Annotated in this window: 18 protein-coding genes; 13 read left to right on the forward strand and 5 right to left on the reverse strand. The window is 44.4% G+C overall.

The window, feature by feature from the left end; all coding sequences use genetic code 11:
* Window position 1 precedes the first annotated feature (1 nt).
* Window positions 2–1,321 carry a CobW family GTP-binding protein gene (locus tag BUQ91_RS03715; RefSeq protein WP_074208197.1) on the reverse strand — a complete coding sequence of 440 codons (1,320 nt, stop codon included), beginning with the start codon at window positions 1,319–1,321 and terminating at the stop codon, window positions 2–4.
* 375 nt (window positions 1,322–1,696) lie between these two features.
* Between BUQ91_RS03715 and BUQ91_RS03720 the strand changes: the two genes are divergently transcribed.
* Window positions 1,697–2,059 (forward strand): helix-turn-helix domain-containing protein, encoded by a 363-nt coding sequence (locus BUQ91_RS03720; RefSeq protein ID WP_072828193.1) that lies wholly within the window; start codon window positions 1,697–1,699, stop codon window positions 2,057–2,059.
* Between the two features lie 85 nt (window positions 2,060–2,144).
* On the opposite strand, the gene BUQ91_RS03725 is transcribed toward BUQ91_RS03720, so the two are convergent.
* Window positions 2,145–6,590 (reverse strand): acyl-CoA dehydratase activase, encoded by a 4,446-nt coding sequence (locus BUQ91_RS03725; protein ID WP_074208198.1) that lies wholly within the window; start codon window positions 6,588–6,590, stop codon window positions 2,145–2,147.
* Between the two features lie 215 nt (window positions 6,591–6,805).
* On the opposite strand from BUQ91_RS03725, the gene BUQ91_RS03730 reads away from it, so the two are divergent.
* The 3 genes from BUQ91_RS03730 to BUQ91_RS03740 are packed head-to-tail and all read left to right on the forward strand — an operon-like array spanning window position 6,806 to window position 10,918.
* Window positions 6,806–8,227 carry an SUMF1/EgtB/PvdO family nonheme iron enzyme gene (locus BUQ91_RS03730; RefSeq protein WP_074208913.1) on the forward strand — a complete coding sequence of 474 codons (1,422 nt, stop codon included), beginning with the start codon at window positions 6,806–6,808 and terminating at the stop codon, window positions 8,225–8,227.
* A 56-nt stretch (window positions 8,228–8,283) separates the two neighbouring features.
* On the forward strand, window positions 8,284–9,606 hold the full coding sequence (locus BUQ91_RS03735; RefSeq protein ID WP_074208199.1) for a formylglycine-generating enzyme family protein: 1,323 nt from the start codon (window positions 8,284–8,286) through the stop codon (window positions 9,604–9,606).
* Between the two features lie 22 nt (window positions 9,607–9,628).
* Entirely contained in the window at window positions 9,629–10,918 is a 1,290-nt protein-coding gene (locus tag BUQ91_RS03740) for a formylglycine-generating enzyme family protein (RefSeq protein ID WP_074208200.1), read from the forward strand.
* Window positions 10,919–11,118: 200 nt separating this feature from the next.
* On the opposite strand, the gene BUQ91_RS03745 is transcribed toward BUQ91_RS03740, so the two are convergent.
* The gene (locus tag BUQ91_RS03745) at window positions 11,119–12,117 is read right to left on the reverse strand and encodes a PD-(D/E)XK nuclease family transposase (protein ID WP_074208201.1); all 999 of its coding nucleotides are present in this window, start codon (window positions 12,115–12,117) and stop codon (window positions 11,119–11,121) included.
* A 159-nt stretch (window positions 12,118–12,276) separates the two neighbouring features.
* Here BUQ91_RS03745 and BUQ91_RS03750 point away from each other — a divergent pair, with 159 nt between their 5' ends.
* The 4 genes from BUQ91_RS03750 (at window position 12,277) to BUQ91_RS03765 (ending at window position 17,281) form a co-directional block, all read left to right on the forward strand.
* A complete protein-coding gene (locus BUQ91_RS03750; RefSeq protein WP_139299683.1) occupies window positions 12,277–13,695 on the forward strand; it encodes a formylglycine-generating enzyme family protein in 1,419 nt (472 codons plus the stop codon).
* A gap of 108 nt (window positions 13,696–13,803) precedes the next feature.
* Entirely contained in the window at window positions 13,804–15,615 is a 1,812-nt protein-coding gene (locus BUQ91_RS03755) for an alginate O-acetyltransferase AlgX-related protein (protein ID WP_074208202.1), read from the forward strand.
* 22 nt (window positions 15,616–15,637) lie between these two features.
* Window positions 15,638–15,874 carry a helix-turn-helix transcriptional regulator gene (locus BUQ91_RS03760; RefSeq protein WP_074208203.1) on the forward strand — a complete coding sequence of 79 codons (237 nt, stop codon included), beginning with the start codon at window positions 15,638–15,640 and terminating at the stop codon, window positions 15,872–15,874.
* Window positions 15,875–15,952: 78 nt separating this feature from the next.
* The gene (locus tag BUQ91_RS03765; protein ID WP_074208204.1) at window positions 15,953–17,281 is read left to right on the forward strand and encodes a TldD/PmbA family protein; all 1,329 of its coding nucleotides are present in this window, start codon (window positions 15,953–15,955) and stop codon (window positions 17,279–17,281) included.
* Between the two features lie 183 nt (window positions 17,282–17,464).
* On the opposite strand, the gene BUQ91_RS03770 is transcribed toward BUQ91_RS03765, so the two are convergent.
* Window positions 17,465–18,028 (reverse strand): hypothetical protein, encoded by a 564-nt coding sequence (locus BUQ91_RS03770; protein WP_175566595.1) that lies wholly within the window; start codon window positions 18,026–18,028, stop codon window positions 17,465–17,467.
* 105 nt (window positions 18,029–18,133) lie between these two features.
* Window positions 18,134–19,477 (reverse strand): LuxR C-terminal-related transcriptional regulator, encoded by a 1,344-nt coding sequence (locus tag BUQ91_RS03775; protein ID WP_074208206.1) that lies wholly within the window; start codon window positions 19,475–19,477, stop codon window positions 18,134–18,136.
* A 466-nt stretch (window positions 19,478–19,943) separates the two neighbouring features.
* Here BUQ91_RS03775 and BUQ91_RS03780 point away from each other — a divergent pair, with 466 nt between their 5' ends.
* The 5 genes from BUQ91_RS03780 (at window position 19,944) to BUQ91_RS03800 (ending at window position 26,072) form a co-directional block, all read left to right on the forward strand.
* Window positions 19,944–20,285 carry a hypothetical protein gene (locus BUQ91_RS03780; RefSeq protein WP_175566596.1) on the forward strand — a complete coding sequence of 114 codons (342 nt, stop codon included), beginning with the start codon at window positions 19,944–19,946 and terminating at the stop codon, window positions 20,283–20,285.
* The gene (locus tag BUQ91_RS03785) at window positions 20,285–21,019 is read left to right on the forward strand and encodes a hypothetical protein (RefSeq protein ID WP_074208208.1); all 735 of its coding nucleotides are present in this window, start codon (window positions 20,285–20,287) and stop codon (window positions 21,017–21,019) included. Before BUQ91_RS03780 ends, BUQ91_RS03785 begins: the two co-directional genes overlap by 1 nt.
* Window positions 21,020–21,132: 113 nt before the next feature.
* Window positions 21,133–21,693: a DUF1353 domain-containing protein gene (locus BUQ91_RS03790; RefSeq protein ID WP_074208209.1), complete on the forward strand. Its 561-nt coding sequence runs from the start codon at window positions 21,133–21,135 to the stop codon at window positions 21,691–21,693.
* A 169-nt stretch (window positions 21,694–21,862) separates the two neighbouring features.
* On the forward strand, window positions 21,863–24,046 hold the full coding sequence (locus BUQ91_RS03795; RefSeq protein ID WP_074208210.1) for an HD-GYP domain-containing protein: 2,184 nt from the start codon (window positions 21,863–21,865) through the stop codon (window positions 24,044–24,046).
* 361 nt (window positions 24,047–24,407) lie between these two features.
* Window positions 24,408–26,072 carry a PLAT/LH2 domain-containing protein gene (locus tag BUQ91_RS03800; RefSeq protein WP_074208211.1) on the forward strand — a complete coding sequence of 555 codons (1,665 nt, stop codon included), beginning with the start codon at window positions 24,408–24,410 and terminating at the stop codon, window positions 26,070–26,072.

Here is a 26,072-nt window from a genome sequence, read left to right on the forward strand (position 1 = left end):
ATTAGTCGTCCAGGCAGTCGTTCATGACCTGGATGATCTTCTTTTTGTCCATGTGCTGGCCAATGAACACCAAACGGATGATGCGGTCGCCGTACTTTTCGTCCCAGATTTTTTGGAGTTGCGGATTTTCGGCGAGGATACGCTTCTGTTCGGCTTCGCTTTCGGCGGCAAACCAGCGACCAAAATTCTGGGCGGAGGCCTGCTTGCCTGCCTGCTCGAACAAGTAGCTTTCGCTGCGTTCGTCGCTGAACCAGAGGAGACCCTTCGTGCGGATGATGCTCGTCGGATAGTCGTCGAGGAATGCTTCGAACTTTTCTCGATTCAGCGGACGGTGGTCTTCGAACACGAACGTGCTGATGCCGTATTCGTCACCATGCGGATGGTCCTTGTCGTGGTGGTGGCCGCAGTGGCAAACACCATGTTCATGGTCGCAATGACTGTGGTCTTCATCGTCGTGGTCATGGTGATGCTCGTGTTCATCATGATCGTGATGATGGTGTTCGTGCTCATCGTGGTCATCGTCATGGTCGTGGTGGTGATGTTCATGTTCGTCATGATCGTCATCATCATCGTCATCGTTGTCGTGACCTTCTTCGTTGAGCTTGATCGCCCAAGTGCTCGATTCGGCAACCTTGTTGAAGTCGAACTGCTTCGTGTCGAGAATGTCCTTCATGTCGACCTTGCCGTAGTTCGTCTCGATCATCTTGGCTGTCGGCTGCAAAGCCTTCACGACGGCCTTCACGTGCTCCAAGTCGTGCTTGCTGAGAGCGTCGACCTTGTTCATGATAATCGTGTTGCAGAATTCAATCTGCTGGATGAGCAAGTTTGCGATATCTTCTTCTTCGAGGTCTTCTTCGAGGAGCTTTTCGCCACCGGCAAATTCGTCGGCAAGGCGGAGCACGTCAACGACTGCCACGATGTTGTCCAAATGGCAGGGGAGAGGTCTGCCGTCTTTGCTGCGGAGCTGGCTACCTGCAAAGCTAATGGTCTGGGCTATAGGAATCGGCTCGCAGATACCGCTAGCTTCGATGAGAATGTAGTCGAACTTGCCCATTTCCAAAAGTTCGGCGATTTGTTCGATCAAGTCGGTCTTGAGCGAGCAGCAGATGCAACCGTTCGAAAGCGGGACAACCTTGCCCGAATCTTCCTTCGTGATATTTCCGCCCTTTTCAATTAAAGTTTGGTCGATGTTCACTTCGCCAATGTCATTTACGATGACGGCGACGTGGTAACCCTGCTGATTGTTGAGAACGTAGTTGAGGAGAGTTGTTTTGCCGGCTCCCAGGTAACCGGTCAGGAGCGTTATAGGTACTGATTTCATGTGCTAAAATTTACTAAAAAAAGCGGTTTTAGGCAATTAGGCTTGGAATAGGCGTTAAAACCATTCCAATTTGTACTATTAAATATCTTGCCGCTTTCTTAAATTTTTATTACATTTCTTTTTAGGATTGAAGCGAGGGCTTTTGAGCCGAGTTTTGTTCCGAAACGAATTGTGTTGATGACCGTCCTTCCTTGAGGATGGAAGATTGTAGCTTCGCTGTGCTAAATCTTTTAGTCTATGCAATTCTGGGCGCCCGTTGTGGGGCGCCTTTTTTGTTTTATAGCCTTTCAAAAAGCTGAAATTCCTTAAAAAAAATCGCAAAATATGGAAACTATAGTTTGCACTATTTTTTAGACATATTCATAAAATTGGAAAATGCGATATGACATTGATGTCATCCAAAAAGCTGAAAAAGAACTTTTAGCACAGATGCAGGGAGCGACTTCTTTAACCAAGAAGAGGTTGTCTTTAGATAGTGGTATTAGCCGCCAGCATCTTGGACTTATCGCCAAAGGCAAACGCAATTTTTCCCTTAAATCTTTCTGTGACCTAGCCGATGCTTTCGGGTGTACTGCAACAGAACTCATGGCAAAACTCGAAGCAATCATGATGGAATTGGTAAAGCTACAAGTATCTATGGCTGCAGACAAAACCAAAGGTATAAATTATGTCAAGAGTACCTCTGGCAAAAATGCTCAAAAGCCTTCCAAAGAATTGAAAGACGGGAAAAAACTGTAAATTCCTTAAATTTTTTTGAAAATTTCATGATATGTAAAGAAGCTCGCCCTGCGGCGAGCTTCTTTTAATAACTGACGATTAATGACTAGTGACTAACGTTCACCTTATTTGCTCGTTCGAGTTCGCGAGCGTTGATGATGAGCATCTGCAAGCGGTTTTCGATGTTGGCAAAGCTGGTATCCGGATCGTAGTCCAAGCTCAGGATTTGCACGTGCGGGCAACGTTCCTTCACAGCCTTCGTGAGGCCACGGCCACTGATGTGGTTCGCGAGGCAGGCAAACGGCTGCACAATGATGAAGCTGTTGATGCCGTGCTTAGAGTTGTAAAGGATTTCAGCCGGGATGAGCCAACCTTCACCTGTGTTGTACGTTGGGTCGATAATACCGTCGATGTAGTTCACGAGTTCGAAGCAGTCTGCATGGTGTTCGTAGAGCTTGAACGATTGCATGACCTTCTTGGCGGTTTCTGCAGCGTGTGCAAAGAGCTTTGCGGTGACACCACCTTCGAGGCGGTCTGCAATCGGGTTGGCCGAGAATCCGCGCTTGATCTTTTCGGCACGGACCACTTCGTCCACGCGGAAAAAGTCCATCATGCCCGGGAGGTAAACTTCCATGCCGTTGTCCATGAGGTAGTCTTCGACATGTCCGTTTGCGCTCGGGTGGTAGTTCATGAGGATTTCGCCGAGCACGGCAACGCGCGGCTTGCGGATGCCCTTCTGGCGAGCTTCCGTGATTTCGACCTTGTTGAATTCGTCGATGCACTGGCGAAGCATTTCGACAAGGCGCTTGGCAGAGCCGAGTTCCGTCTTCTTGAGTGTAGCGGCGGTCTTCATCAATTCCGGCATCCACTTGCTGTAAATTTTCTTGGAATCACCCTTGTGGATTTCGTAGGGGCGGAGTGCGCGGTAAGCCGTTTCGATGGCGTCCATGAAGGCGAGGCCCCAGAGCGTATGGAGGCGGAAGTCGAGCCCGAGCTGGAATCCCGGATGCATGCCTTTATAGTCGATGCCGGTCGTGATGATGGAAACGTCCTTGTAGCCCGCTTCGTCAAGAGCTTTACGGCCAAGCACGGAGTACTGCACAGCGCGGCAGTTTTCGCAGTTCTTGGCAAGGCACATTGAAACTTCGGTCTGCGGAACGTTCGGGTGTTCTTCGAGCCACTTGAGGCATTCGCCGATGTTGATTTGGCAGGGGAAGCAAATGTCGTTATGCACGTACTTCTTGCCGAGTTCAATAGCGCGCTTGTCTGCAACCGGGAGGTAATCCGAGAGGTAACCCTTGCCCTGGATGTAGCTACTGGCGAGGATTGCAAATGCAGGGGAGAGGTTCGGCGTCAAGATGATACGCTTGGTCTTGTCGCTTGCCAGGTACGGCGTGTGGAACTGCGGTTCGTTCGAAATCGGCTTTTCCGGGAGGTTTGCCGCACGGCGGGCCTTCACGGTTTCGATAAAGCTCTTGATACGGATGCCGACCGGGCCGCGGGCGTCACCTTCGTCGAGCTTGAGCATGAGCATTTCCTTGTTGGAATCGCGGTGCATCATGCGCATCATTTCGTCGGTCAACACGGAGTCGTGTCCGCAACCGAAGCTCACGATCTGGGCAAGTTCAACATGCGGGTCTCTCGAAGCAATCATCGTTGCACCGAGCATGCGCAAATGGAACGTGTTCTTGATTTCCACGCGGGTGTGGCTCGGAACGTCCTGATCGTAAACGCCCGGGAGCGATTCGGTGGTAAGCACCGGAATGCCCATGGCGGTAAAGTGGCTTGCAATGTTGTGGTTGATGAGCAAGTCGGCATGATAGGGGCGGCCTGCAATCACCACGGCAAAGCTGTCGTTTGCCTTCACGTCGTCGAGAATCTTCTGGCCTTCTTCGAGGAGCGTGGTGCGGTAGTTGTTGAGAGCCTTTTCGCCTTCCGTGACGGCTTTGTCCAAAATCTTGCGGTCAATGTTCCAGTTGTCGTGGAACCAGTCGATCGTCTGGCTTCTGCGGAGCTTGGTGTTTGCCCAGTGGAAAATCGGCTGGTCCATCGGGATGCCATAATTCTTTTCGGGTTCGTCCGTGTTCTGGCAGATGTTCGGGTAACCTTGCACGACCGGGCAGACCGTCGTGGCGTTAAACTTGGTGTGGTCGCTGGGGAGCGAAATCATCATCGGGAAGAAGATGCGGTCGACCTTCTTTTCGATGAGGCTGAGCACATGACCGTGAACGAGCTTGGCCGGGAAGCAGACCGTGTCGCTGGGCACGCTGTGGAGGCCCGCTTCGAACATCTTGTAGTCGCTCTGACGGCTTACGACAACGGTGTAACCGAGGGCCGTGAAGAATGCTTTCCAGTAGGGGAGGCTGTTCCAGAATTCGAGCACGCGCGGGATACCGATGGTCTTTCCGTTCTGCGGCAAGAGAATCTGCGGAGCGTAGTCCTTGACCAAGAGCTGGTTCGTGCGCTTGATCATGTCCGGCACAGCCTGCATCTTCTTGTTGATTTCGGCAATGAGCTTCTTCGTTGCCGGATCGTTCGGATCGGCGGTGACTTCGCCGCGTTCGCAGCGGTTGCCCGTCACAAAGCTCTGGCCATCGCTAAAGGTCACGATAGTGCGGGAGCAGTGGTTGGTGCAGTACTGGCAGAGCTGACCTGGCTGGTTGTGCCAGCTAAAGGTGCGCATGGCTTCAAGCCCGATAAACTTACTTTGCACGTTCGGGTCGGCGGCACGCTTTTCTTCCATGAACTTCTTCGTGAGGAGTGCGATACCGATAGCGCCCATTTCGCCCGGGCGTTCCGGACGGATGGCCTTGAGGCCCGTGTACTGTTCGAAGGCGCGGAGAACGGCGTTGTTCTTGAATGTACCGCCCTGCACCACAACCTTCTTGCCGAGCGTGTTGAGGTTACGAATACGGATGACCTTCGTAAAGACGTTGTTGATGATGGAACGGCAGATACCCGCGATAATGTCTTCTGGCTGCTTGCCGTCGCGCTGTTCCGTGATGATGGAACTGTTCATGAACACGGTGCAGCGGCTGCCGAGCTGAGACGGACTCTTGGAGTTGAAAGCCATGTCGGCAATCTTTTCCATTGGGATACCGAGGCTGCGTGCGTACGTTTCGATGAATGAACCGCAACCCGAGGAGCAAGCTTCGTTGAGGATGATACCCGTGACGACACCGTCTTGCACGGAGATGGCCTTCATGTCCTGACCGCCGATGTCCAAGATGAACGAGACGTCGGGGCAGAGGCGCTGGGCTGCGTTTGCGTGGGCGACTGTTTCCACAGTGTGATAGTCCGCGTGGACGGCCTTTGCAAAGAGCTGTTCGCCGTATCCGGTTGTACCCACGCCCAAGATGTTGAGCTTCACGCCGTATTCTTCGTAGCGGTCGGCGAGGTCTACCATGGCGCGCTTCAAGACGGCGAGCGGTTCACCGTCGTTACTCGCGTAGAAGCCGTCGATGACCTTTTCGTTTTCGTCGATGAGCACGAACTTTGTGGTGGTAGAGCCTGCGTCAATGCCCAAGTAGGCGTTGATGGTCGAGCCGGAAGGCGGCTGCGGGTAATGGTTGTCCGCCATCTTGTGTTCTTCGAGGAACAGCTTGTATTCCGCTTCGCTCTGGAAGAAGAGGTCGGAGGCAGCCTTGGCCTTGTTTTCGGCCTGGCGGATTTCGTTAAAGTGAACGAGCGCGTCGAGAGAACCCTCTTCGCGGTACATGCATTCCTGGTTTGCGAACATGGAACCGTTAGCGAGAGCGGCACCCATGGCAACGAGCACTTCGGAATGTTCCGGGACAATAGCCTGTTCGTTAGAAATGCCCAAGCGTTCCTTGAATGCCTTCACGAGAGTCGGGTTAAATGTGAGCGGGCCACCTTCAAAAATGACAGGCGGCTTGATTTCCATGCCCTGGGCTAAGCCACCGATGGTCTGCTTCGCGATAGCGTGGAAACTTGAAAGGGCGATATCTTCCTTCGCGATGCCGTTGTTGAGCATCGGCTGGATGTCCGTCTTGGCGAACACGCCGCAACGGCCCGAGATTTCATAGACTTTTTGGCCACGCTTGGCGTAGCTTTCGAATACTTCTGTCTTGATGCGGAGGAGTTCCGCGACCTGGTCGATAAATGCACCCGTACCGCCGGCGCACACACCGTTCATGCGCATGTCGGAGGCGATGAGCTTGCCCGTGGTCTTGTCCTTTTCGAAGAAGACGACCTTGGCATCCTGACCGCCGAGTTCGATGGCGACCCTGGAATCGGGGTAGGTGGCACGCACCGCAAGTGCGTTTGCGACTACTTCTTGCACAAAGAAGGCGTGAGTGGCCTCGGCGAACGGCTGACCGCCGCTACCGCAGAACGTGACCCTGAAGTTCTTGCCCGGGAAAAGGGCATGGGCTTCGCGCAGGACCTCGTAGACCTTTTTCGCCTGCATGGCGTTATGACGCTGATATGTATAGTGTAAAAGCTTAGATGTCTCGGGATCGACTACAGCAATTTTCACAGTGGTGGAGCCTACGTCGACACCCACCCATAAATCGTTCATAGAAGTATTCATAGTGAAGCCAAATTTAGTTTTTTTTCATTATTTGAAAATGTTTTTTGGCGTTTATGGCGATAAAACGAGCGATTTGAGGGGTAGAATGCAGTTGTTCACGTGTGCAGTGTGTGCGGGCGGCGCAACTGCGTCATCCTCAATCTTGTCATTCTGACGCGAAGCGGAAGGATCCAGCGGAGTTCTTTAAAACGACTGAATTTTGTATATTCGGTTGTATGAAAAAGAAACGACTTTTAGTAGCCATTTGCGTTGGATTTGCAATTGCAAGTATCGCTTTAATGTGCCAAACTGACGATGCTAATGGAATCGACAATGTAATGCATTTCCAAAGAACATTTGATTTGAATCGAGATTCTTTAGGCTCTGAAATGTGGCTTGAAGTCGAAAAGAACGAGGTCGTCAAGATTTGCATGGACTCAAAAGTCCGTGTTTGGGACAACGCACCGAATACGGAAGTTCTTAATGATTCTTGTTTGAAATACCGAATGCCAACTCTTGTTGGTGTTCATTCTATCAATGTGAAGTTTCTTGATTCTGACAGTTCCCATAAAATCAACTTAGCCATCGGCATGAAGTATCTTGATTTCAAAAATGAAGAAACTTTATACGGAAATGATTCTTATCAAATGAACCCATTCTCAAAGAAAATCGTACAAGTTTCGGGTTCTTATTTAGTTGACAAATATCCCGTGACCAATTGTGAATTTTTACAACTGTTATGGAATGAGATTCCCCAAAAATCCTCAAAAATTGATAGCATGAAAAATGATTTTATAAATTTTTGGGTAAATCGAAAAGAATCGGGAACACGTAATGAAAAATGTATTGCCCATGATTCCGCAGCAAGTTCTATTCCTTTATATTTGGCGATGAAATACGCCAACATTCGCAGTGTTCGAGAAGGTCTAAAGCCGTATTATATATTTTCAAACACTCATAGTGAATCTGTACGAATTGACAGAATGAAACAAGTCAATCAGAATGGGAAAAAAGAAGTGCCAAATCATCATTATTTTATCGCTTACAAGGATTTCATAGAACATGAAAACAAACTGATTGAAGTCTCTGTAGATTCTTCTTCTGATGGTTATCGGCTTCCTTATTACGACGAATGGGTTATGCTTGCTCGTGCAGGAGATAAAAAGAATAATGCGCCCTGGGGTAATTCAACTTCTTTTAACGAAATTTCTAAATACGCAAAATTCGAAGATAAAGTAAATTGTTTTGATTTAAAGGATTTAGGTCTTTTACAAAAGATAATATCATTTTTTCATTGGTGCAAAAATGATTATGAATCAGGACCTGTTGGTGAATTGCTACCTAATGGATTTGGCCTATATGATATGTTTGGATTAGTTGAAGAACAAGTTCTATTTGAAAAGCATAATGTCTTAAGAGATAATGCAATATTGATGGTAGATCCTCGCAGTATCGCAGAAAGAGAGCGAAACCCATTCAGATGTATAGATGATTGCCCAGCATGTTTAAAAGGTGGAATTCATCGTTCTGACTTAGAAAGAATTAATTATGGTTATATTTCGAACGATTATTTTCCTAAATACGCTGGCGGTTTCCGCCTAATCCGCAACATCGGCAACAACGCCAAATGGACTGAAGTCAAGTCTGACAAGGAATAATTTTTTCCTGAAAATGTAGAACCGAGCAATTTCCTTTTTTTTGTATATTCTGTTGTATGAAAATAAAGATTCTTTTACTATGTGTATCTTTTTTTGTTCTTGTTTTGAATGCGTGCTCGAATAGCGTTAAAAAACAGGATATTTCAGCGGAAATAATAAAGCAGTTTAGCCCGATAGAAAGAATCTTTGATGTAATCCGAGATTCTCTGGGCGAAGAAAACTGGCTTGAAGTCGAAAAAAATGAAAACGTTAAAATTTGTGTTGACCAGAAAGTTTTTGCTTGGAAGACGGTATTAAAATCAAGTGTTCTCAATGATTCCTGCTTAGTTTTCCAAGCTCCGACTCTTGTTGGAGTCGAAACTGTTGATGTGTCTTTTTCGGAAGCGGATAGTTCGCATCAAATCAATTTAGCCATCGGAATGAAATACTTAAATTTCAAGAATGAAGAAGTTCTGTTAGGATTTAACACATGTCGAGAAAACCAACTTGTCGGTCGATGCAAAAACGAAGATCCAGAAAGACTATTTTCTGTAACGGGCACTTACTTAGTCGATAAATATCCTGTTACCAACTGCGAGTTTACGCAACTGATGTGGGATAGCATTCCAGCAACATCCTTGTATAGAAACGAATCGTTAAGAAAGGATTATTATGAAGATTGGCTAAACAGAAAAAGTGCTTCTAAACGTAATGAAAACTGCATAACACAAGACACGGCTGCCAATACTGTATCTTTATTTCAGGCGATGAAATATGCAAATGCACGCAGTATTCGTGAAGGTCTAAAGCCTTATTATATATTTACTCCTGTAGAAGAATATGCAGAAAGAGAAAGTATTTTATCGACTACACAACGTATAGTAACTCGTAGGGATTTTACTATACATGATATCAAATATATTCAAGTTTCTGACGACAGTACCTCAAACGGTTATAGACTTCCATATTACAATGAATGGATGATGTTTGCTCGTGGTGGCGACAAAAAGAATATGGCCCCCTGGGGAGACTCTTCGGGCACTTTCGAAAAAACAAAAAAATACGCTAGATTTAAAACAAAAATGGTTTCTTTTGAAACAGAACCCGTTGGCCAGCTGACACCCAATGGATACGGATTATACGATATGTTTGGTCTCGTTCAAGAGCATGTACTCTTAAAATCAAGTTTGTTTAGAGGAGACCTTGGTTTTGCGTCTTGTTTGAAGGGCGGAGATTATCACGTTTCTCTAGAAGACGGATCCGACGACACCTTAAGTCCTTATTGGAAATGGATAAGCTACGGATATTACGAACCAGGTCATCAAGGTTATGGAGCTGGTTTCCGTCTCATCCGCAACATCGGCAATAATGCTAAGTGGACCTATCTCAAGTCCAAATGACAACTTTTGTATATTCAATTGTATGAAAAAGATTTTGTGTTTGGTTGCAAGTTATGGGGCCGTAATTGCCGGCTTGTTATTTTGTACAGCCTGCTCAGATAGGGAAAAATATATCGCTTTAAATCGAGGTTCTTTAAAAAACGAAACTTGGCTTGAAGTTGAAAAGAATGAAACGGTAAAAATCTGCATAGATTCCAAAGTACAAGTATGGAACACTGCACTGGATTCTGAAATTCTTGGTGAATCCTGTTTAAAAGTTCGAGTTCCAACGCTTATTGGTGTCAGCAAAATCAATGTAAAATTTTCCGATACAGAAAGTGCCCTCAAAATCAATTTAGCGGTTGGGATGAAGTACCTTGACTTTAAAAATGAAGAAGTTCTATTGGGATTTGATTATATGCATGAATATATAGATAATGAAAGACTAGCAAAAATCACAGGAATGTTTTTAGTTGATAAATATCCTGTTACTAACTGCGAATTTTTACAGTTAATGTGGGATGAAATTCCTTCAGAACTACATGATGAAAAAGAAAAAAATTGGATTAAAAGAAAGAAGTTAAGCGTACGTAAAGAAGGTTGCGACACACACGACTCTGCGACAAATATTGTTTATTTATATCAAGCCTTAAAATATGCAAATAAGCGCAGTATTCGAGAAGGATTAAAACCGTATTATACATTTTCAGAAGAAACATTCTCGAAAAATGAATTTGAATATGATAAAACTATATCTGAAGGTCAATATATTATAAGCTATCGTGATTTCACCCACCATGATGAAACGCGAATCAAAGTTTCAGTTGATTCATCTTCGGATGGTTATCGACTACCCTATTACGATGAATGGATGATGTTAGCTCGAGGCGGAGATAAGAAGCACAAAGCACCTTGGGGGGATTCAGCGACGTTTAAAGATGTACAAAAATACGCAAAATTCAATGATAAAACTGAATATTATGAAAAAATAAATAGTTCTATAACAGGACCTGTAGGCCAGTTACAGCCTAATGGATATGGTTTGTATGATATTTTCGGTCTAGTTAATGAACTGGTTTTATTAGAGAAACCCCAAAAATTCAGAAAGTACCAAATATTATCAAGACCTAACCCCAATAGACCTCGTTACGCTAATACAAACTGTAAAAGGAAAAACAATTGTCCTTCTTATTTAAAGGGAGGAGGCGCTGATGATAATTGGCAAAATATTAGCTATGGGTATTATTCATATGGTAGTATTGGCGGTTTCCGTCTCATCCGCAACATCGGCAACAACGCCAAGTGGACCGAAGTCAAGTCTGACAAGGAATAACCTGTTCCTAAAATGAGATTATCAAAATGAGACCCCATATGAGGCCTCTTTTTTTTCGTATACACATACTCTGCTACAGAAGATTCCCGCCTTCGCGGGAATGACGAAATGCAGATTTCGCCATTGCGGAGTTTATCCCGAACTTGTTTCGGGACGGAAATGACGGTAAAATCCCGGCATAAAGCCGGGAAATCCGGTTGTTACTTGCGCGTTTCCTTCGCCAGTGACTGTTTCAGTTCAAGAATTTTATCCTCGGAAAGACGGGAGTACTTGACGATTTTTTCAACAGGCTCGTCATCAGCAAGCATGTCAAGAGCCATTTCAACATTTCGGTTATCACGCCCCTGTTTTCGACCTTGTTCACGTCCTTTGAGCCAAATTTCGGCTTCGATAGCTTCATCAGCGTGTTTATCGAACATATGTTCCTCCAAGGCTTTAAGCAGTTCAGGGCTTATGCGGCTTACGCGCAAACGGTTGAGCGCGTCCCTAAAGATCGGGTCCTTCGATTCGGGAACTTCAAGTGGCCCTTGAGACAAGAGTTTCAGCCAGTAGTCCTCGCGTGAACTGATGCTCTTGCGAATCCTCTTAAAGTTCGGTAAATCAATTACAATATATCTATTTTTACTGAAAATGGGAAGAGCCCGATGTGTTGAGTCGCTGTGGTGAACTTCGTCCTCGCTATAGACCGCCCAAGTGTCCTTAAAAATATCCTTTGACTTGAGAATTTGGAAATTACAAAGCCAAATGGATACTGTTTCAGGAAGTTCATAAAAATGAACCTTACGCTCCTTTTCGTCCATCAATTTGAAATACGTTGACCTGTTATATTCGTATTTGCCACGCAATGTTTGGTAGGAATTGTAGAGTTGGAGACGGTCAAGAAAGAATGGATGGCTCCTATTCTGCATCTCTATGTTGAAATAACGGTGATCCTTTGTAGTTACCCACACGTCAAGTCGCGCGGAATCATCTTCCGGCATGAAAACGTCAATGGGCTTTTCGAACTCGTAGTCGAGATCAATGATTTCATGGTCATGGTCAAGCCCAAGCAAACAATTGAGCATATCGCGGATGGTGTCCTTGTCATCCATCAGCACACGGAACGTTTCGCTGTAATATGGAAGCAAAAATTCCTCACCCTGCGCGTTCGTGACGATGTAGTAGGCCTTCTTTTCTGAAGTTGTGTTATTTTCGGTCATTTACAATTCCTTTAGAGGGTTGGTTATGATTTGCCCCCTATACTATTAACACGCTTCAGCAAGCCGTTTGGCTCATGAAAACTTTGTAAAATATTTTTAGGCAGGAGCGGGGCATGCGCTGACAATTGCAAATGACGCTACTTTTGTATATTCTGTTGTATGAGAAAGATTTTGTTGTTTCTGACGATATGCGTTGCGTTTGCGAATGCTCAATTCTATTACGACAAGCATGGAGAAAGTCGCGGTGCGTATAAGGACAGCTTGGAGTATTCAAAGCTTGTTGAACTTGCAAAAAGATTTCGTGGTCCGATATTGGTGAAAAAGCCGGTTGATGGCGTCAAACCAAGAAAAAATTTGGAAAAGATTCCTGAAAATAAAATTCAAAGAACATTTAATGTAAATTGCGATACTTTGAACAAAGAAAAGTGGCTCGAAGTCGAAAAGAACGAAATCGTTAAAATTTGTGTTGATGCGCCTGTTGTTGCGTGGGAAACATCGTTAAAGGCGATTATATCTAGCGATTCGTGCCTTGCATTTCAAACGCCGACGCTTATTGGTGTTGAAACACTTAGGGTGCATTTCCCTGACTCGGATAGTTCGAAGAAAATCAATTTAGCTGTCGGTATGAAGTATCTTGATTTCAAAAACGAAGAAGTTCTGTTAGGATTTAATCGATACTCCGAAAAAGAATTAAAGATGCAAGGGTTTTGCAATACAGAGGAAAACGGAACAATAGCTTGTGGTCCCAAAAATGAGGATCCAGAAAGGCTTGTTTCCATTACTGGTACATACTTAGTCGATAAATATCCTGTTACAAACTGCGAATTTACACAACTGATGTGGGATGATAGTCTTCTTGATTATAAGTGGCAAAACAGAAAGAGAGCTTCTATACGTAATGGAAACTGCATAACACAAGACACGGCCGCAAATACTGTATCTCTATTTGGGGCTATGGAATATGCCAACGCACGCAGTATTCGTGAAGGTCTAAAGCCTTATTATATATTTTCTCCTGTAGAATATGCAGAAAGAGAAAGTATTTTATCGGCTCGACAACGTATTATTAAACAATATGTTTTCGGATATATTCAAGTTTCTGACGACAGTACCTCGAACGGTTATAGACTTCCATATTACAATGAATGGATGATGCTTGCTCGTGGTGGCGACAAAAAGAATAGGGCCCCTTGGGGAGATTCTTCGGGCTTTTTTGAAAAAACAAAAAAATACGCTAGATTTAAAACAAAAATGGTTTCCTTTGAAACAGAACCCGTTGGCCAACTGATGCCTAATGGATACGGATTATACGATATGTTTGGTCTCGCTCAAGAGCATGTTCTTTTTGAATACGATTTGTTTGAAGGAAACTTGGGGTTCGCATCCTGTCTAAAAGGTGGCGATTATCATGTTTCTCTAGAAGATGGGTTCGACGATACCGTAAGTCCTTATTGGAAATGGATAAACTACGGATATTACGAACCTGGTCATCCAGGTAATGGAGCGGGTTTTCGCCTAATCCGCAACATCGGCAATAACGCCAAATGGAGCGAAGTCAAGTCTGATTCCCAAGAATAGTGCTTTTCTTTATTGAACTTGCGCAATTTCCTATTCACCATGTGATATTCACTAGTAACTACTAACTATTAACTAGTAACTATTTTACAAAATACTATCTTATTTCTCGTGAATAAGAAATATTTAATATCCGTTATTGTATTTTCAGTCCTTTTGCTGGTCCCGTTTGGCGTGCAGGCGGTTGCCGACTTGCGTGGCGAAAAGCGTTTCCAGCCGTTTGACATTTTCAAGGACGTGGTTTACACTCCGATTGTGCGCGAGAAAAAGGTCGCTGCGGCTGCGGACTCGCTCGATGCAAAATGGCGTGCGGCGCGCGAGGCTATTGCTGCGGGTGCTGAGGTTGCTGAAGCGTTGGAGCCTGTGACGTCTTCGCTTTCGGACTTGGAAGCGGCTGTGCTTTCGGTGAATACGTATGCCGAACTCGATACATCTGAAGCTCGATACAAGAGCCTCAAGTTGGCGGATACGCTCATTTCGAAGTTGGAGGATGAACCGGAATCTTTTCCGCAGGCGGATTCTTGCATCAAGTCGCTCGTGGCTGACCTTGGGCATGTGTCGCTGTGGCGTGCGTTCTTGGATGTGAAACATTACGGCGTGTGGACGAGTCGCTATTTGCGTGCTTTTGAAAATAAGATTGATGACGAAAGCGCTATTGTGTTGGCGTTGCGCCCCAAGTACCAACTTGCGGTGTGGAACCTCTTTAGCGATCCGGGCGAGAAGGTCGTTCTAGGCGCTGCTGGCGATTGTATCGGCAAGTCGTGCGGCAGGGAAGAGGCCAAGCCCGAAGACAAGTGGCTTTTCTACCGCCAGGATGTGGAATTCCTGGTGCAGCCGTCTCCGCTGGATGTGCGCAGTGCAAAGCTCGACAATCCGGTGAAGGCGATTGAACGGTTCCGCGACCAGCTCAAGGCGAAGGGCGTGGAACTCTTGGTGGTGATTACTCCGGGCAAGCCGAGCATCTATACCGAACGTTTGACAGGGCGCGATGAAAATGTCGCCGGGCTCCAGTCGCACGGCAAGAATATTTTGGATTCGCTCACGCGTGCTGGCTTTAACACTGTAGATTTGTATACGCCGCTTTTGGCTGCGAAGGCTGACGATGACAAGCTGGGGGCACTCTACCTGAACGACGATACGCACTGGACCCCGCGCGGGGCGGAACTTGCGGCGGGTGAAATTGCGGCTGCCGTAAATCGTTTGGAATCCGAGGGTAAAATTAAGTTGAAAAAACTCCAGAAGCATGAGGATGGTAGTTATCCTTTGAGTTTTGTAACAAAGGATTCCGTTGCAGACCGTATGGGCGACGTGGGCGAGATGAGTGGGCTTAACAAGTTCAATGTGTTCAAGGTACAGAAGGTAATCGGGCATGTCGTGATGCAGCAGAATATAGAAGAAAGAATTGATATGGCTCAGAGTAGTGCTAATTGTTTGGATTCGTTAAAGAGAGAATGCCCTAAAGGAGATGATTCTTGTTTTAGAGTAAAAAGAAATCCGTGTGATGAAGAAGATATGGCTTGTGTACGGGCTTTGACGAAAAGTTGTCCTAAGGGGAGTGCTTTTGATTCTTGCTATTATACTAGATTGAATCCATGCGAGGAAAATGATTCGCTTTATTACGACACCACAATCACTCCATTCAAAGACGATTTCCGCAAGTCCGAAATCTTGATTCTAGGTGACAGCTTCAGCCGCATTTACCAGACCGATTCGCCGGTGAACGCCGGATGGATTGCGCATTTCGCGAAGAACATGAACCGCCCGGTTGCATCCATCGTGAGTGACGGTGGCGCCTCGACGCTCGTCCGTGAAAAGCTCGCCCGCAAATCTAGCGTGCTCAAGGGCAAGAAACTCCTCATCTGGGAATTCGTGGAACGCGACCTCCGCTTCGGCGCCGAAGGCTGGAAAAGTGTGGAATTTTAAAAATCGGAATTAGGAATAAATTATGCCAAGACATGGAACACCGACGCCGGGACAGGCGATTCTCGAAGGTATTGAATGGCTTAAGATCGATAAGCCGGAATTTGCCCGTAGGGTGGGCGTTTCGGTTGAAATTTTGGACCAACTGATTGCGGGTGAAATCAGCATTTCGACCGAAATGGCGAATGCGCTTGAATCGGTAACGGGAAGCCCCGCTGCCTACTGGAAAATGCTCGAACGCAAAAGCCACGCTTCTCGATAAGCCGCACTTCTCGATAAAGCGAATGTCATTCCCGGCTTGACCGGGAATCTCCTTCTTGAATTTAATTATACTTGCGATATGAATATTAAAGATGCCGTTTCTTTTATGTGTGACCTCGCCAAGGGCGAAGCCGACCAGTTTGATGTGATTGCTTCTAACTCCCATTCCGAAGGCCTTTCGGTTTTTCAGGGACAAGTGCAGAATACGGAAATTTCTGATTCCGTTGGACTTGGCGTTCGTGTCATTAAGGATGGCCGTCCAGGGTATGCTCACACGGAACGCTTGACGGACGAAGCTCTCCGCCAAACGCTCAAGGACGCTCTTTGCCACACGCAGTGGACCGAAAAAATCGATATTACGCTCCCTCAGGCGGTAGAACTCCCGAAGGGCGAACCGAACTACAATCCCGCGCTTGAATCGCTTGACCTTGCGACCATGAAGGATTTTTGCATTAAACTCGAAAAAGAGACGTTTGCAAAGTCCAAGGAAATCGAAAACATCCCGTACCTCGGCGGTGATATCGAACATGATTATTCCATTGTTGCAAATAATACGGGTCTTTTTTATGAAGCCCGCTCGAACTGTGCTTCTGCGGGTGCAGGCGCGGTTGCAAGTCGCGATGGCATCAAGAAGCTTGGAAATTTTGTGAAAAATGGCCGTGACTGGAACGAATTTTCAGTCGAAGAAATCGCAAGCAAGACTGCCGAATACGCTACAGAACTCTTTGGCGCCCAGAAAATTGAAAGCGGCAAGATTCCGGTAATCCTTTCGGAACGCATCTCGGCGCGGTTCCTTGGCATGTACAACCAACCGTTCTTTGCCGAAACCATGCAGAAAGGGCAGTCTCGCCTTGACGGCAAGGAAGGTGAAAAAATTGCAAGCGACGTGTTCTCTCTGTGGAACGATCCGGTCGGTGAAATGTTTGAACACAAGTTCTACTTTGACTCCGAAGGTTGTGTGACCAAGCGTGTCAAGGTTGTCGAAAATGGCGTTTTCAATTCTGCTCTTTATAACCTTGAAACAGCATCCAAGGCAAAGTGCGAAACGACAGGAAGTGGTGCGCGTAGCTTTGGTAGCAAAATGTCCACCAGCTTCTATAATTTGCTTGTACCGCCAGGAACGATGACAACTGCAGAACTCCTCAAACTTTTCCCGAAGTGCTTGCTTGTGGTACGCCTGGAAGGCAATTCCGGCTGCAATCCTATAAGCGGCGAACTGAGTATTGGTGCTCACGGCTTCTGGTGCGAAAACGGGGCTATCCAGCATCCGGTCGATGGCGTTACGCTCAGCGGGAACTTCTTTGACATCATCAAGAACATTGTGGCGGTCGGTAATGAATACCGCGACCCGTTTGCAAGCTACAAGGTGCCTGCTCTCGCCATTAGCGAACTCAGCGTTAGCGCTTAGCCGCTCGTGCGCATCTTGAAATGCGCACATCTCGCCTTTACATGTCATCCCGTGCTTGTCACGGGATCGCCATCTTGTCTTGCGTAAACATGGTCTTTTCGACTCTTGTTATACAATAAGAAATGCTGCAAGAACTTTTGGGACGTCCGTCAGCTCTTGCAGCATTATGTTTGAGGTGTAATGTTAGTGTAAAATTCCCAAAGCCGCGCAAATTTTCGGTGGAAAATGCAAGTTGTTCGGAATGACGAACTGGGCTTGTTTTCTTTTCGCATTTTCTATCAAATCTTTGATGTCCTTGATTGCAATTCCGCAGGCGTTCAAAAGATTTCTCAAAAAACGTTCAATAGCATTGCTCAAAGCGTTGCTTTTTAACAAATGAATATGCTTTTCGTTTTCTGTGTCGATTAGATTATCTATAATTTTTTGAACAGATTCATGAACGGAATCTTCTGATTCCGTCGCAAAACTTTTGGTGCAGTTGTATTCGGCGGCGTGCTCGGCGTAAAGATCGAGGAGCGTTGTTGTTTTGCCCGCCGTTATGTTGGATGCTGCATCGCTGCTAGGAATATCAATTTTTAGATTTGGATTGTTTTTTAGCTCTGTTGCGGCTGTAAGTAGCAAGCTGATTACTTCAGCTTGCTTGAGGCTAACGTGCGAAACGTCCTTGAATACAAGTATCATCGCGAGCGATACAATGTCTAAAGAAGGACTTGCCCCCTCAGCTACGATGTTGTTCCGTTGAGCCATGCTACATTCCATCTCCGTCTAGATGGAAATAAAAATAGCTTGAACAACACCTGTTTTGCAATAACCCATTTGGGTTATTTTTCATTAAAAAATGAGTGGAAACGCCTATTTGTTGGCAAAAATGCTCTGAACACATTGCAAGAAGTAGTTCTTCTTGGATTCGGTCACGCCTTTTAAAAGTTGCTCTACGTCGCCTTTTGTCAAGTTCGGATAGTATTCCAAAAGCTTTTTTGCATGGCTCTTGCTTTCGTCGGTTTCTCCCAAAATGTTGCAACAGGCGATAATAATCAAACGGATAGCCATCGCTTTGGGCGTAAAAAGCAAAACTTGGTTAGCGAGGTTCTTGCATTCTTCGATTTTGCCTTGCAATAGCAAAAGGAATGTCTTTGCTTGGTGCGTATGCTGAAGGGCCGATTCCGGAACATGCTTTATGCAGTCGTCAATAAGTTCTGTGGCGAGCTTTTCTTGTCCGGTCAGCAGGTAAATCTGGGAAAGAATTGTTCGAGGCATAATCGCTTGCGGATTTGCTTCGATAACTTGTTTGAGATATGCAATGGCTTCGGCTTTGTTTCCGATGGTGATGTTGTAGAACGCCATAATCATTTGTGAATAAATGGAATAAGGCGCGTTGTACATGGCCTTGCGTGCTAAGTCTCCCAGCGTTTTGGCGTTCTCGATTGCGTTACCCCAGTTTTCCAGCGTAGCGAAATAATAAGCTGAGGCGAGAATGTAGAGGGCAAAATCATTGAAGGACTCGTCCTTGACAAGCGGACCGAGCTTCTTTTTGCAGATTTCGAAGGATTCTTGGCTGCGGTTTTCGAGCTTGGCGTAACAGTAGGTCGCCGCGTACCACCAGTAAGGAATGGGGCTATTATCGGTGTGCTTTAACTTGGCCGAAGCGAGTACGATGCTTCTGAACAACAGAATCGTAGACTTCTGAGCGAGCGTCTGTAAAGTGTCTGAATTGATTTTAATTGAGGTTGTCCAAAGAATTTCGTGAGAATTGCCGATTTTTACGGATATGTACAAAATTTCTTCGCCGCTCTCGGATGCAGAAACTTCAATCAGAAAACTGGGATTGAAGTTTGTTTCGGACTCATCGATAATCCGGAAAAGGTGGTATTGGTGTAAAGCTTCGACAATTGACAGATAAAGGCTATAGGCGTTGCTATGTTCGGGAAAAGTACCCTTTGTTTGGAATGTTATGACTAGATCTTTAGGACTGCTTTCTTTTTCGTCGTTGTCTTTGACCTCTAGTCCTGCGGAAACGGCTTCGGTTCTGTTGGTGACTTCGAGTATTTTGTATATGTTGGCGAGGTGTACTTTGACTGTATTTGCTGAAATGTTTAATGTCTTGCAAATTTCGTTATTCGTAAGCCCTTTACGAAGTAAAGTCAAAATCTCTCTTTGCCGCGGAGTCAACTCTTGCATTTTTTTATTCTCAAACATGAGCCAAATTTAATTTTTTAACCTATAGGAATTATTCTGTAAAAGGTCTAAAAGTGTTTGTTTTACGCTAAAAAACGGAATTTTGACCCAAAAACAGGGGGAAATGCTTGCTGTTGAACGCTTGATTGGCTGCTTGTATAGCCTATATATAGAATAACATATATATAGATACGTTAGTTTGATAAATAATGTAATGCTCTTTTGTTCTATATATATAGATAAAATTGCGTAAATCTATACAAACTCCTAATTTTACGAACAAGAAAACATGAGTTTATTGAAAAATAAATTTTACGATTCCCAAAACTAAGAATAATTGATTATATTGCGCCTTGTAGCAAATAATTGCTATAAATAAAGAAAATTATAAGAATAAAATAAACATGTGTGAGAGATTGTTTGAAGTATGATAGGGGCTTCTATACAATTTCTAGCAATGCAACTGAATCTTCACTTAAGACAGATAATGTCAGTTCGTGAAGATGTTGTTGCTATATCTAGAAAAGCTGGAAATGACGAAAAAGAGTTCAAAGACTCTTTCAGTGGCGACCGAGCGGTTGTGCCATCTAAAGTTGTATTTTCGAATCTGTATTTTTTACTTGCTGATAAATTTAAAAGTGAAGTTTGTTTGGGCTCATTGCGCTCTTTTTTACGCGTGATAGGATTTTATTTGTGGGGGACGGTTGGCGCTAAATATGTACCTTCGGTACTTTATCGCCAAAAAACGGTTGCGCTTGGAGGCAACTACTCGTATTATCAACCTTATGTTGTCCGATTTTTGGGAAAAACGGAATTGGGGGTCCTCTAATGGAATATACAAAATTCGTAGATGTGGCGCTTTGCCATGAGTACTACAACGGTAGCTCTTGTGGTTTTAAAGTTATACCGTCGATAGAAACGGCTGAAATCTTGAAAAGGGAAGATGCTCTTTGCCGTATCTACGATGGAAAAGTGCGCCTTATGGCACCTATGACAGCTTTTGCAAAAGAGACTACGCTCTTTTTTTATGTAAAGGCTTCTATTGCCGAAATTTGGAATGTGACGAATTTCGATGGAATTGTCCATGACGAATTTCCGGTAGCAGTTGTGTCAAATGATAAAGGAGCTCATTTTGAAGGACGGCAAAAAAATACTCTCCCTGAACTGCAGCGAATGTTCGGCGTAATTTTTGCGCTGGAACTTCACTTGACACCGAATGTGCCGCTTGTGTGTACTGTAAAAGTACCGACAAAAAAATTGAGGTGGTGTTATTGCGTTTCTGGCGTTTATGCCGAACGCGATTTGCGAATAAATGACTCGTTGGACGCTGATAATCCAGTGCAGTTTGACTGCGTGGAAAAAACGCCAAGGTTCTCGCTTTATGTTTCTCGGAGTGAACTCCCGATTGTGAGCGGGGCGCCTTCACGTTTTCAGCTGATGGATTCTGCAACATCGAAGGTCGTGGTGAAAAACCTTCCGAATGCAAACGCAAAGTCCATTGCCAAGGCTAGCCTCGACGATGGCTCGCGAGCAATTGTCGCGGAATGTTTTGTTAATCCGTAGTGAGCTAAAAAATCGTTATAAATTATTTGGAACATCTATTTCTGTTGGGAATAGATGCTTTTCTATATAAAAAATCCTATATTGCACCAAAAGCATAAAATAGGAAGGTGTAAATGCTGAGCTTGAAATCGATTCTGATGGCTATTAAGAACAAGATTAATCCGCCCAAGGAAAATGAACGTAATTCCATTACTGTAACCGATGTCTCGTTGGATTTCCCGCTTGTCTTCGAAGGTAACGGCAAAATGTATTTCTTCAAGCTGGACCGTTACGTGTATGTCAAGGGCTCGCGTTACACCAAGCTCGATAAAAAGAGCCGTCCGTTTTTGCTGACCTGCCTTTTCAAGAGGGGCTTTATGTCCGATGGCGCGTCTGCTCCGGAATTTGCAAAATCGTTCGTGCCCGATGTCAAGAAGGGTGATGATGTCTACAATGCAGCCCCGTTCATTCATGATGGACTTTATATGCATCAGGGCAATATCGATGGCATCAACATGACCCGCGAAGAGTGCGACGATATCCTCCGCGGAATTTGGAGACTCGCTGGCATGAACCGCGCTGTAGCCGGCGCTGCCGATCTTGGCGTCCACGTGTTTGCGGGCTCGTTGAGCCATTGGGGTAACGACACCAACAACTGCAAGCATCTGTTCCAAGCAAAGTTCGAATACCGCTAAACTGTATTTGCATCAATTGCTTTTTCGTCCTCGCGTTTATATGCGGGGATTTTTTGTTTATCAGTTCCAGTAGGGGTGGTTTGTCGTCTTTTTGGTGTGCAAAAATTTAAAAATATGAATACAATTTGCATTTAATTTACTTATTATTGTAAGTGAGAAGGATTTTGGTATGAGAAAATTTGATTTTGGTAAAAAGTCCAGCTTCAGGAGCGTCTTGTTGTTGCTTGTGGGCGGGCTTCTTTTGAATGTTATCCCCGCAAAGCTTGCAATTGCCTTTGGCTTGCCGTTGTTCCTGGATTGTACGGGAACCGTACTTACGGCGATGCTTGGCGGTTATTTGCCGGCTATTATTGTCGGGTTCTTGTTGAATGCCATTAACGGGGTTTCGGACCCTGTCACCACGTACTATGGTGTCTTGAGTATTTTGATTGCTATCGGTGCTGCGCTCTTTTATCAAAAAGGATTTTTCAAGAGCGCGTTTCGTTTGCTTGTTGTCATTTTTACGTTTGCGATTATTGGTGGCGGTCTTGGTTCTGTTTTTACTTATTTCCTGTTCGGTTTTAATTTTGGCGAGGGAATCTCTGCTCCAGTTGCAATCGCGTTCCACGATGTTATGGGATTTAGCTTGTTCAAGGCACAGTTCCTTGCCGATATTGTCATTGATGTATTTGACAAAACGATAGTTGTTGTTTTGGCCGTTTTCTTGTTCCGCTTTGTACCCGAGTCTTATCGCGATAAACTGAACAAAATCTTTATGCGCAAGACGCCTTCTAGCCGTGGCCTTGGAAACGCGATGGTTAGCAATTCCTTGCTGCGAAAAGTGGTTATCGTGATGATTATTACCGAGGTGCTTTTAGGCACTTTGGCAAGCGCTATCGGCTTTTATCTGTATCACGAAAAATCAATCCGTAACTTTACCGATATTGCGTCTGGCGCGGCGCAGGCGGCGACCGTAGCTGTTGATGCCGAGAAAATTGATGATTTTATAGAACATGGCTATTCGGCCGAAGGCTATGAGAGAACAAAGTGGGTGCTCGAACGTATCCGTGAAAGTTTCTCGCAGACAAAGTTTCTTTATGTGTACAAGTTCCTGGAAGATAGCGTCATGGTCGTATTTGACCTGGATGCCGAAGGTATCCCTGGTGTAGAGCCCGGAAAGAAGATTAAGTTCGATCCGTCGTATGAACCATATTTGCCCCAACTGTGGGCAGGCGAAGAAATCGAGCCGATTATATCGAATGATATCTATGGTTGGCTCTTTATGGTCTACAAGCCGATTCGAAATAGGGCAGGGAAGACCGTTGCGTATGTCGGTGTAGATATTGCAATGGCGACCATCAAGACGGATGAGGCTATATTCTTTATCAAACTTTTGTCGTTGTTCTTTGGACTTTCAATTTTGATTATATGCGTCGTGATAGAACTTGTGAAGCGCCGGGTCGTGGCTCCCTTGAACGACATGTCTTTAGCCGTATTCCGAATTGCGACAAATACGATGCTTGCAAGCGAACTTGACGACGAAAACATGAATCTTGACAAAATTAAGACTTCTGTTGACAAACTGGTGAACCTGAAAATTTGCAATCACGATGAAATTGGAAAGTTGTACGAAGACGTGAGCACCATGTCTCGCGATACGTATAACTTTATGTGGAAAGTGCAGGTGCAGAGCCAACGCATCCAGCGCATGCAAGAAATCATCATTATGGAATTTGCTGAGATGGTCGAAGCACGCGACAAGAGCACTGGCGACCATATCAAGAAAACCGCGGAATACGTCGAAGCCATTGCGCTACAGCTCCGTGCCGATGGAAAGTTCAAGCGAGTTCTTACGAATGCCTATATCCATAAGCTTAAACGCGCAGCCCCGCTCCATGATATCGGTAAAATTGCGGTTTCGGATTTGATTTTGAACAAGAGCGGTAAACTCACCGACGAAGAATTCGCCATCATGAAGAACCACACTGTTGAAGGTGGCAAAATCCTCAAGAAAATCGTTGAAGATGCGGAAGGCGCGTTTGATGCCGACTACTTGAACGAATCCATCGAAATGGCCTGCTACCATCACGAAAAGTGGGACGGTTCAGGCTATCCGAACCACCTCAAGGGCGAAGAAATCCCGCTCTCCGCACGAATCATGGCCGTTGCCGACGTGTTCGACGCGCTAATCGCAGAACGCATTTACAAGAAAGGCTTCAGCTACGAAAAAGCCATGGCGATTATCACCGAAGGTGCCGGTAAACATTTTGACCCCGAAATCGTTGAATCTTTCACGCACATTTCGAAAAAACTTTACGACGAACGAACCGTAATCGATGCTGCTCAAAATGCAGGGAATGCGAAGATAGCGTGAAAACGTAAAAACTGGGGTTTTGCTCGCGCAGAACTTTTTACTGCGTGAATACCATTGTGTAAAATGAAAGGCTGGCATTCGCCAGCCTTTGCTATATCTAATAGATTTGTGTTGCAAAATTTATTTTAACTGTTGTAAAATAACATTTGCAAGTTGCTTTTTTATTGAATGTAATTTAAATTAATTAATTTATTTATTTTATTTTGTTTGGTGAATGTTGTGTAATAATTTGTCATAAGTGTAAAATTTGCAAAAGAAATTATATCAATACACAATTTGAACTATATTACGTTATGCTTCGGCAATGTTGTTGAAGCTTTTATTTGGTAATAATTTCAAAAAAAATAAGAGGAAATAATTTATGGAGAAATACAAAGTAATTATTAGAACAGGAACTCAAAAAGACGCTGGTACTGATGCTGGCTTGAAGATTGTTGTTGAGGGCTCAAAAAATAAAATTACTTGGGACGATTTTGATGATGTTAATGACAGCGACGATCTTGAAAGGGGTGATATAAATGAATATGATAAGAAAAGTGCTTTTTTGGGGATTATTCCTCGAGATTTAGGCGATATAAAGCAATTAACTGTTACTTATAGCGCGAAGAAAAACGATTCATGGTATTTGTGCTCGGTTTCGATTATAAATACTTCAACGCATAAACAGTGGGATTTTATCGCTAATCGTTGGTTGACTAATAAAATGCCTAGCGTGACGTTGACTCCGAGTAGCGTGCCTATATACACGTATTACAAGGTTTTTATTTATACAGGCGAAGCGGATAATGCTGGTACGGATGCAAAAGTTCATTTGAATATTGTGGGGAACAAGAACTCTTATTATTTGTCTGATGTAAATGATCCGAATGATAGTGATGATTTTGAAGCTGGTGATATAAATCAGTTGATTATTGCTTCTGAAAAAGATCTTGGCGATTTAAAGCAAATTACGATTGGACATAATAATAAAGGAGGCTGGTATTTAGATGGTGTAAAAATTATAAATATGAAAACGAATCAGGAATGGAACTTCCCTGTATACCGTTGGCTCTCTGAGAGTGATGATGATGGAAAAATTGAAAGAACGGTTCCTGTAGGCAAAGAAATGACTCATTATAAGTATATAGGTGAGTATCCCCCAGGAGATAGAGAGCCGGGGTGGAGCAATGAACTGAATGGCATATGCCATGATGATTCTAATTGGTATATAATTCAAGATGGCAATATTTGGAAGTTCCCGGTATCTCACGATTTGAATACGACTGTAAAAAAAGAGGATTTGTCCAAACAAATCTATAAGTATCATTATGGACATCATCTTGGTGATAGTGATTGTTACAATAAATATTTATTTGTTCCGGTCACTAAAGATGGTGCTCCTTATGTAGTTGTTTTTTCAACGGATGATATTCATAAAGTTGTCGCTAGGAACGTTATGGTTCTTCCTAATGGAAAGGCATTTTCTGATATGGCTTGGCTTGCTATTAATCCAAATAATGGTTTGCTATTCACATCAAATGGAGCTATTACGAAAAATGATCCAATTTATGTTTATTCAATTGATTTTGATAAAATTCGAGCAGGTGAAAGTAATTTTTTAAAACTTTATGCGCAAGTTAACCTTAAAGATGAAGAATTTGATGATTATGTAGAACGTGATTGCATGCAGGGTGGTTGCTTTGATGGCAGCAACAATTTACATCTTAGCAATGGTTATTACAAAAATAAACATAGTAATAAGAAAGGCGGAATAACGGTATTTGAAATCCCAAATCTTTCTTATAATCCTAATAAAATTGTGCTTGTCAAAATAAAGGCGCGATCAAATCAAAACCATGCTTTTAGATTCCAATTTAATTCTTATGGTCAGGAGCCGGAAGGATTGACGTATTGGGATTTAGATAATGGTATGGCTCCAGGGATTAAAGGACAACTTCATGCGATTATGATTGAAAATAACGCGGCTTCTAATTTCTTTAATGGGGGAGATGATGACCTTTATTTCAAGCATTTCAAGAAAATTTAA

The organism is Fibrobacter sp. UWB11 (genome assembly GCF_900143015.1).
Taxonomy (GTDB): Bacteria; Fibrobacterota; Fibrobacteria; order Fibrobacterales; family Fibrobacteraceae; genus Fibrobacter.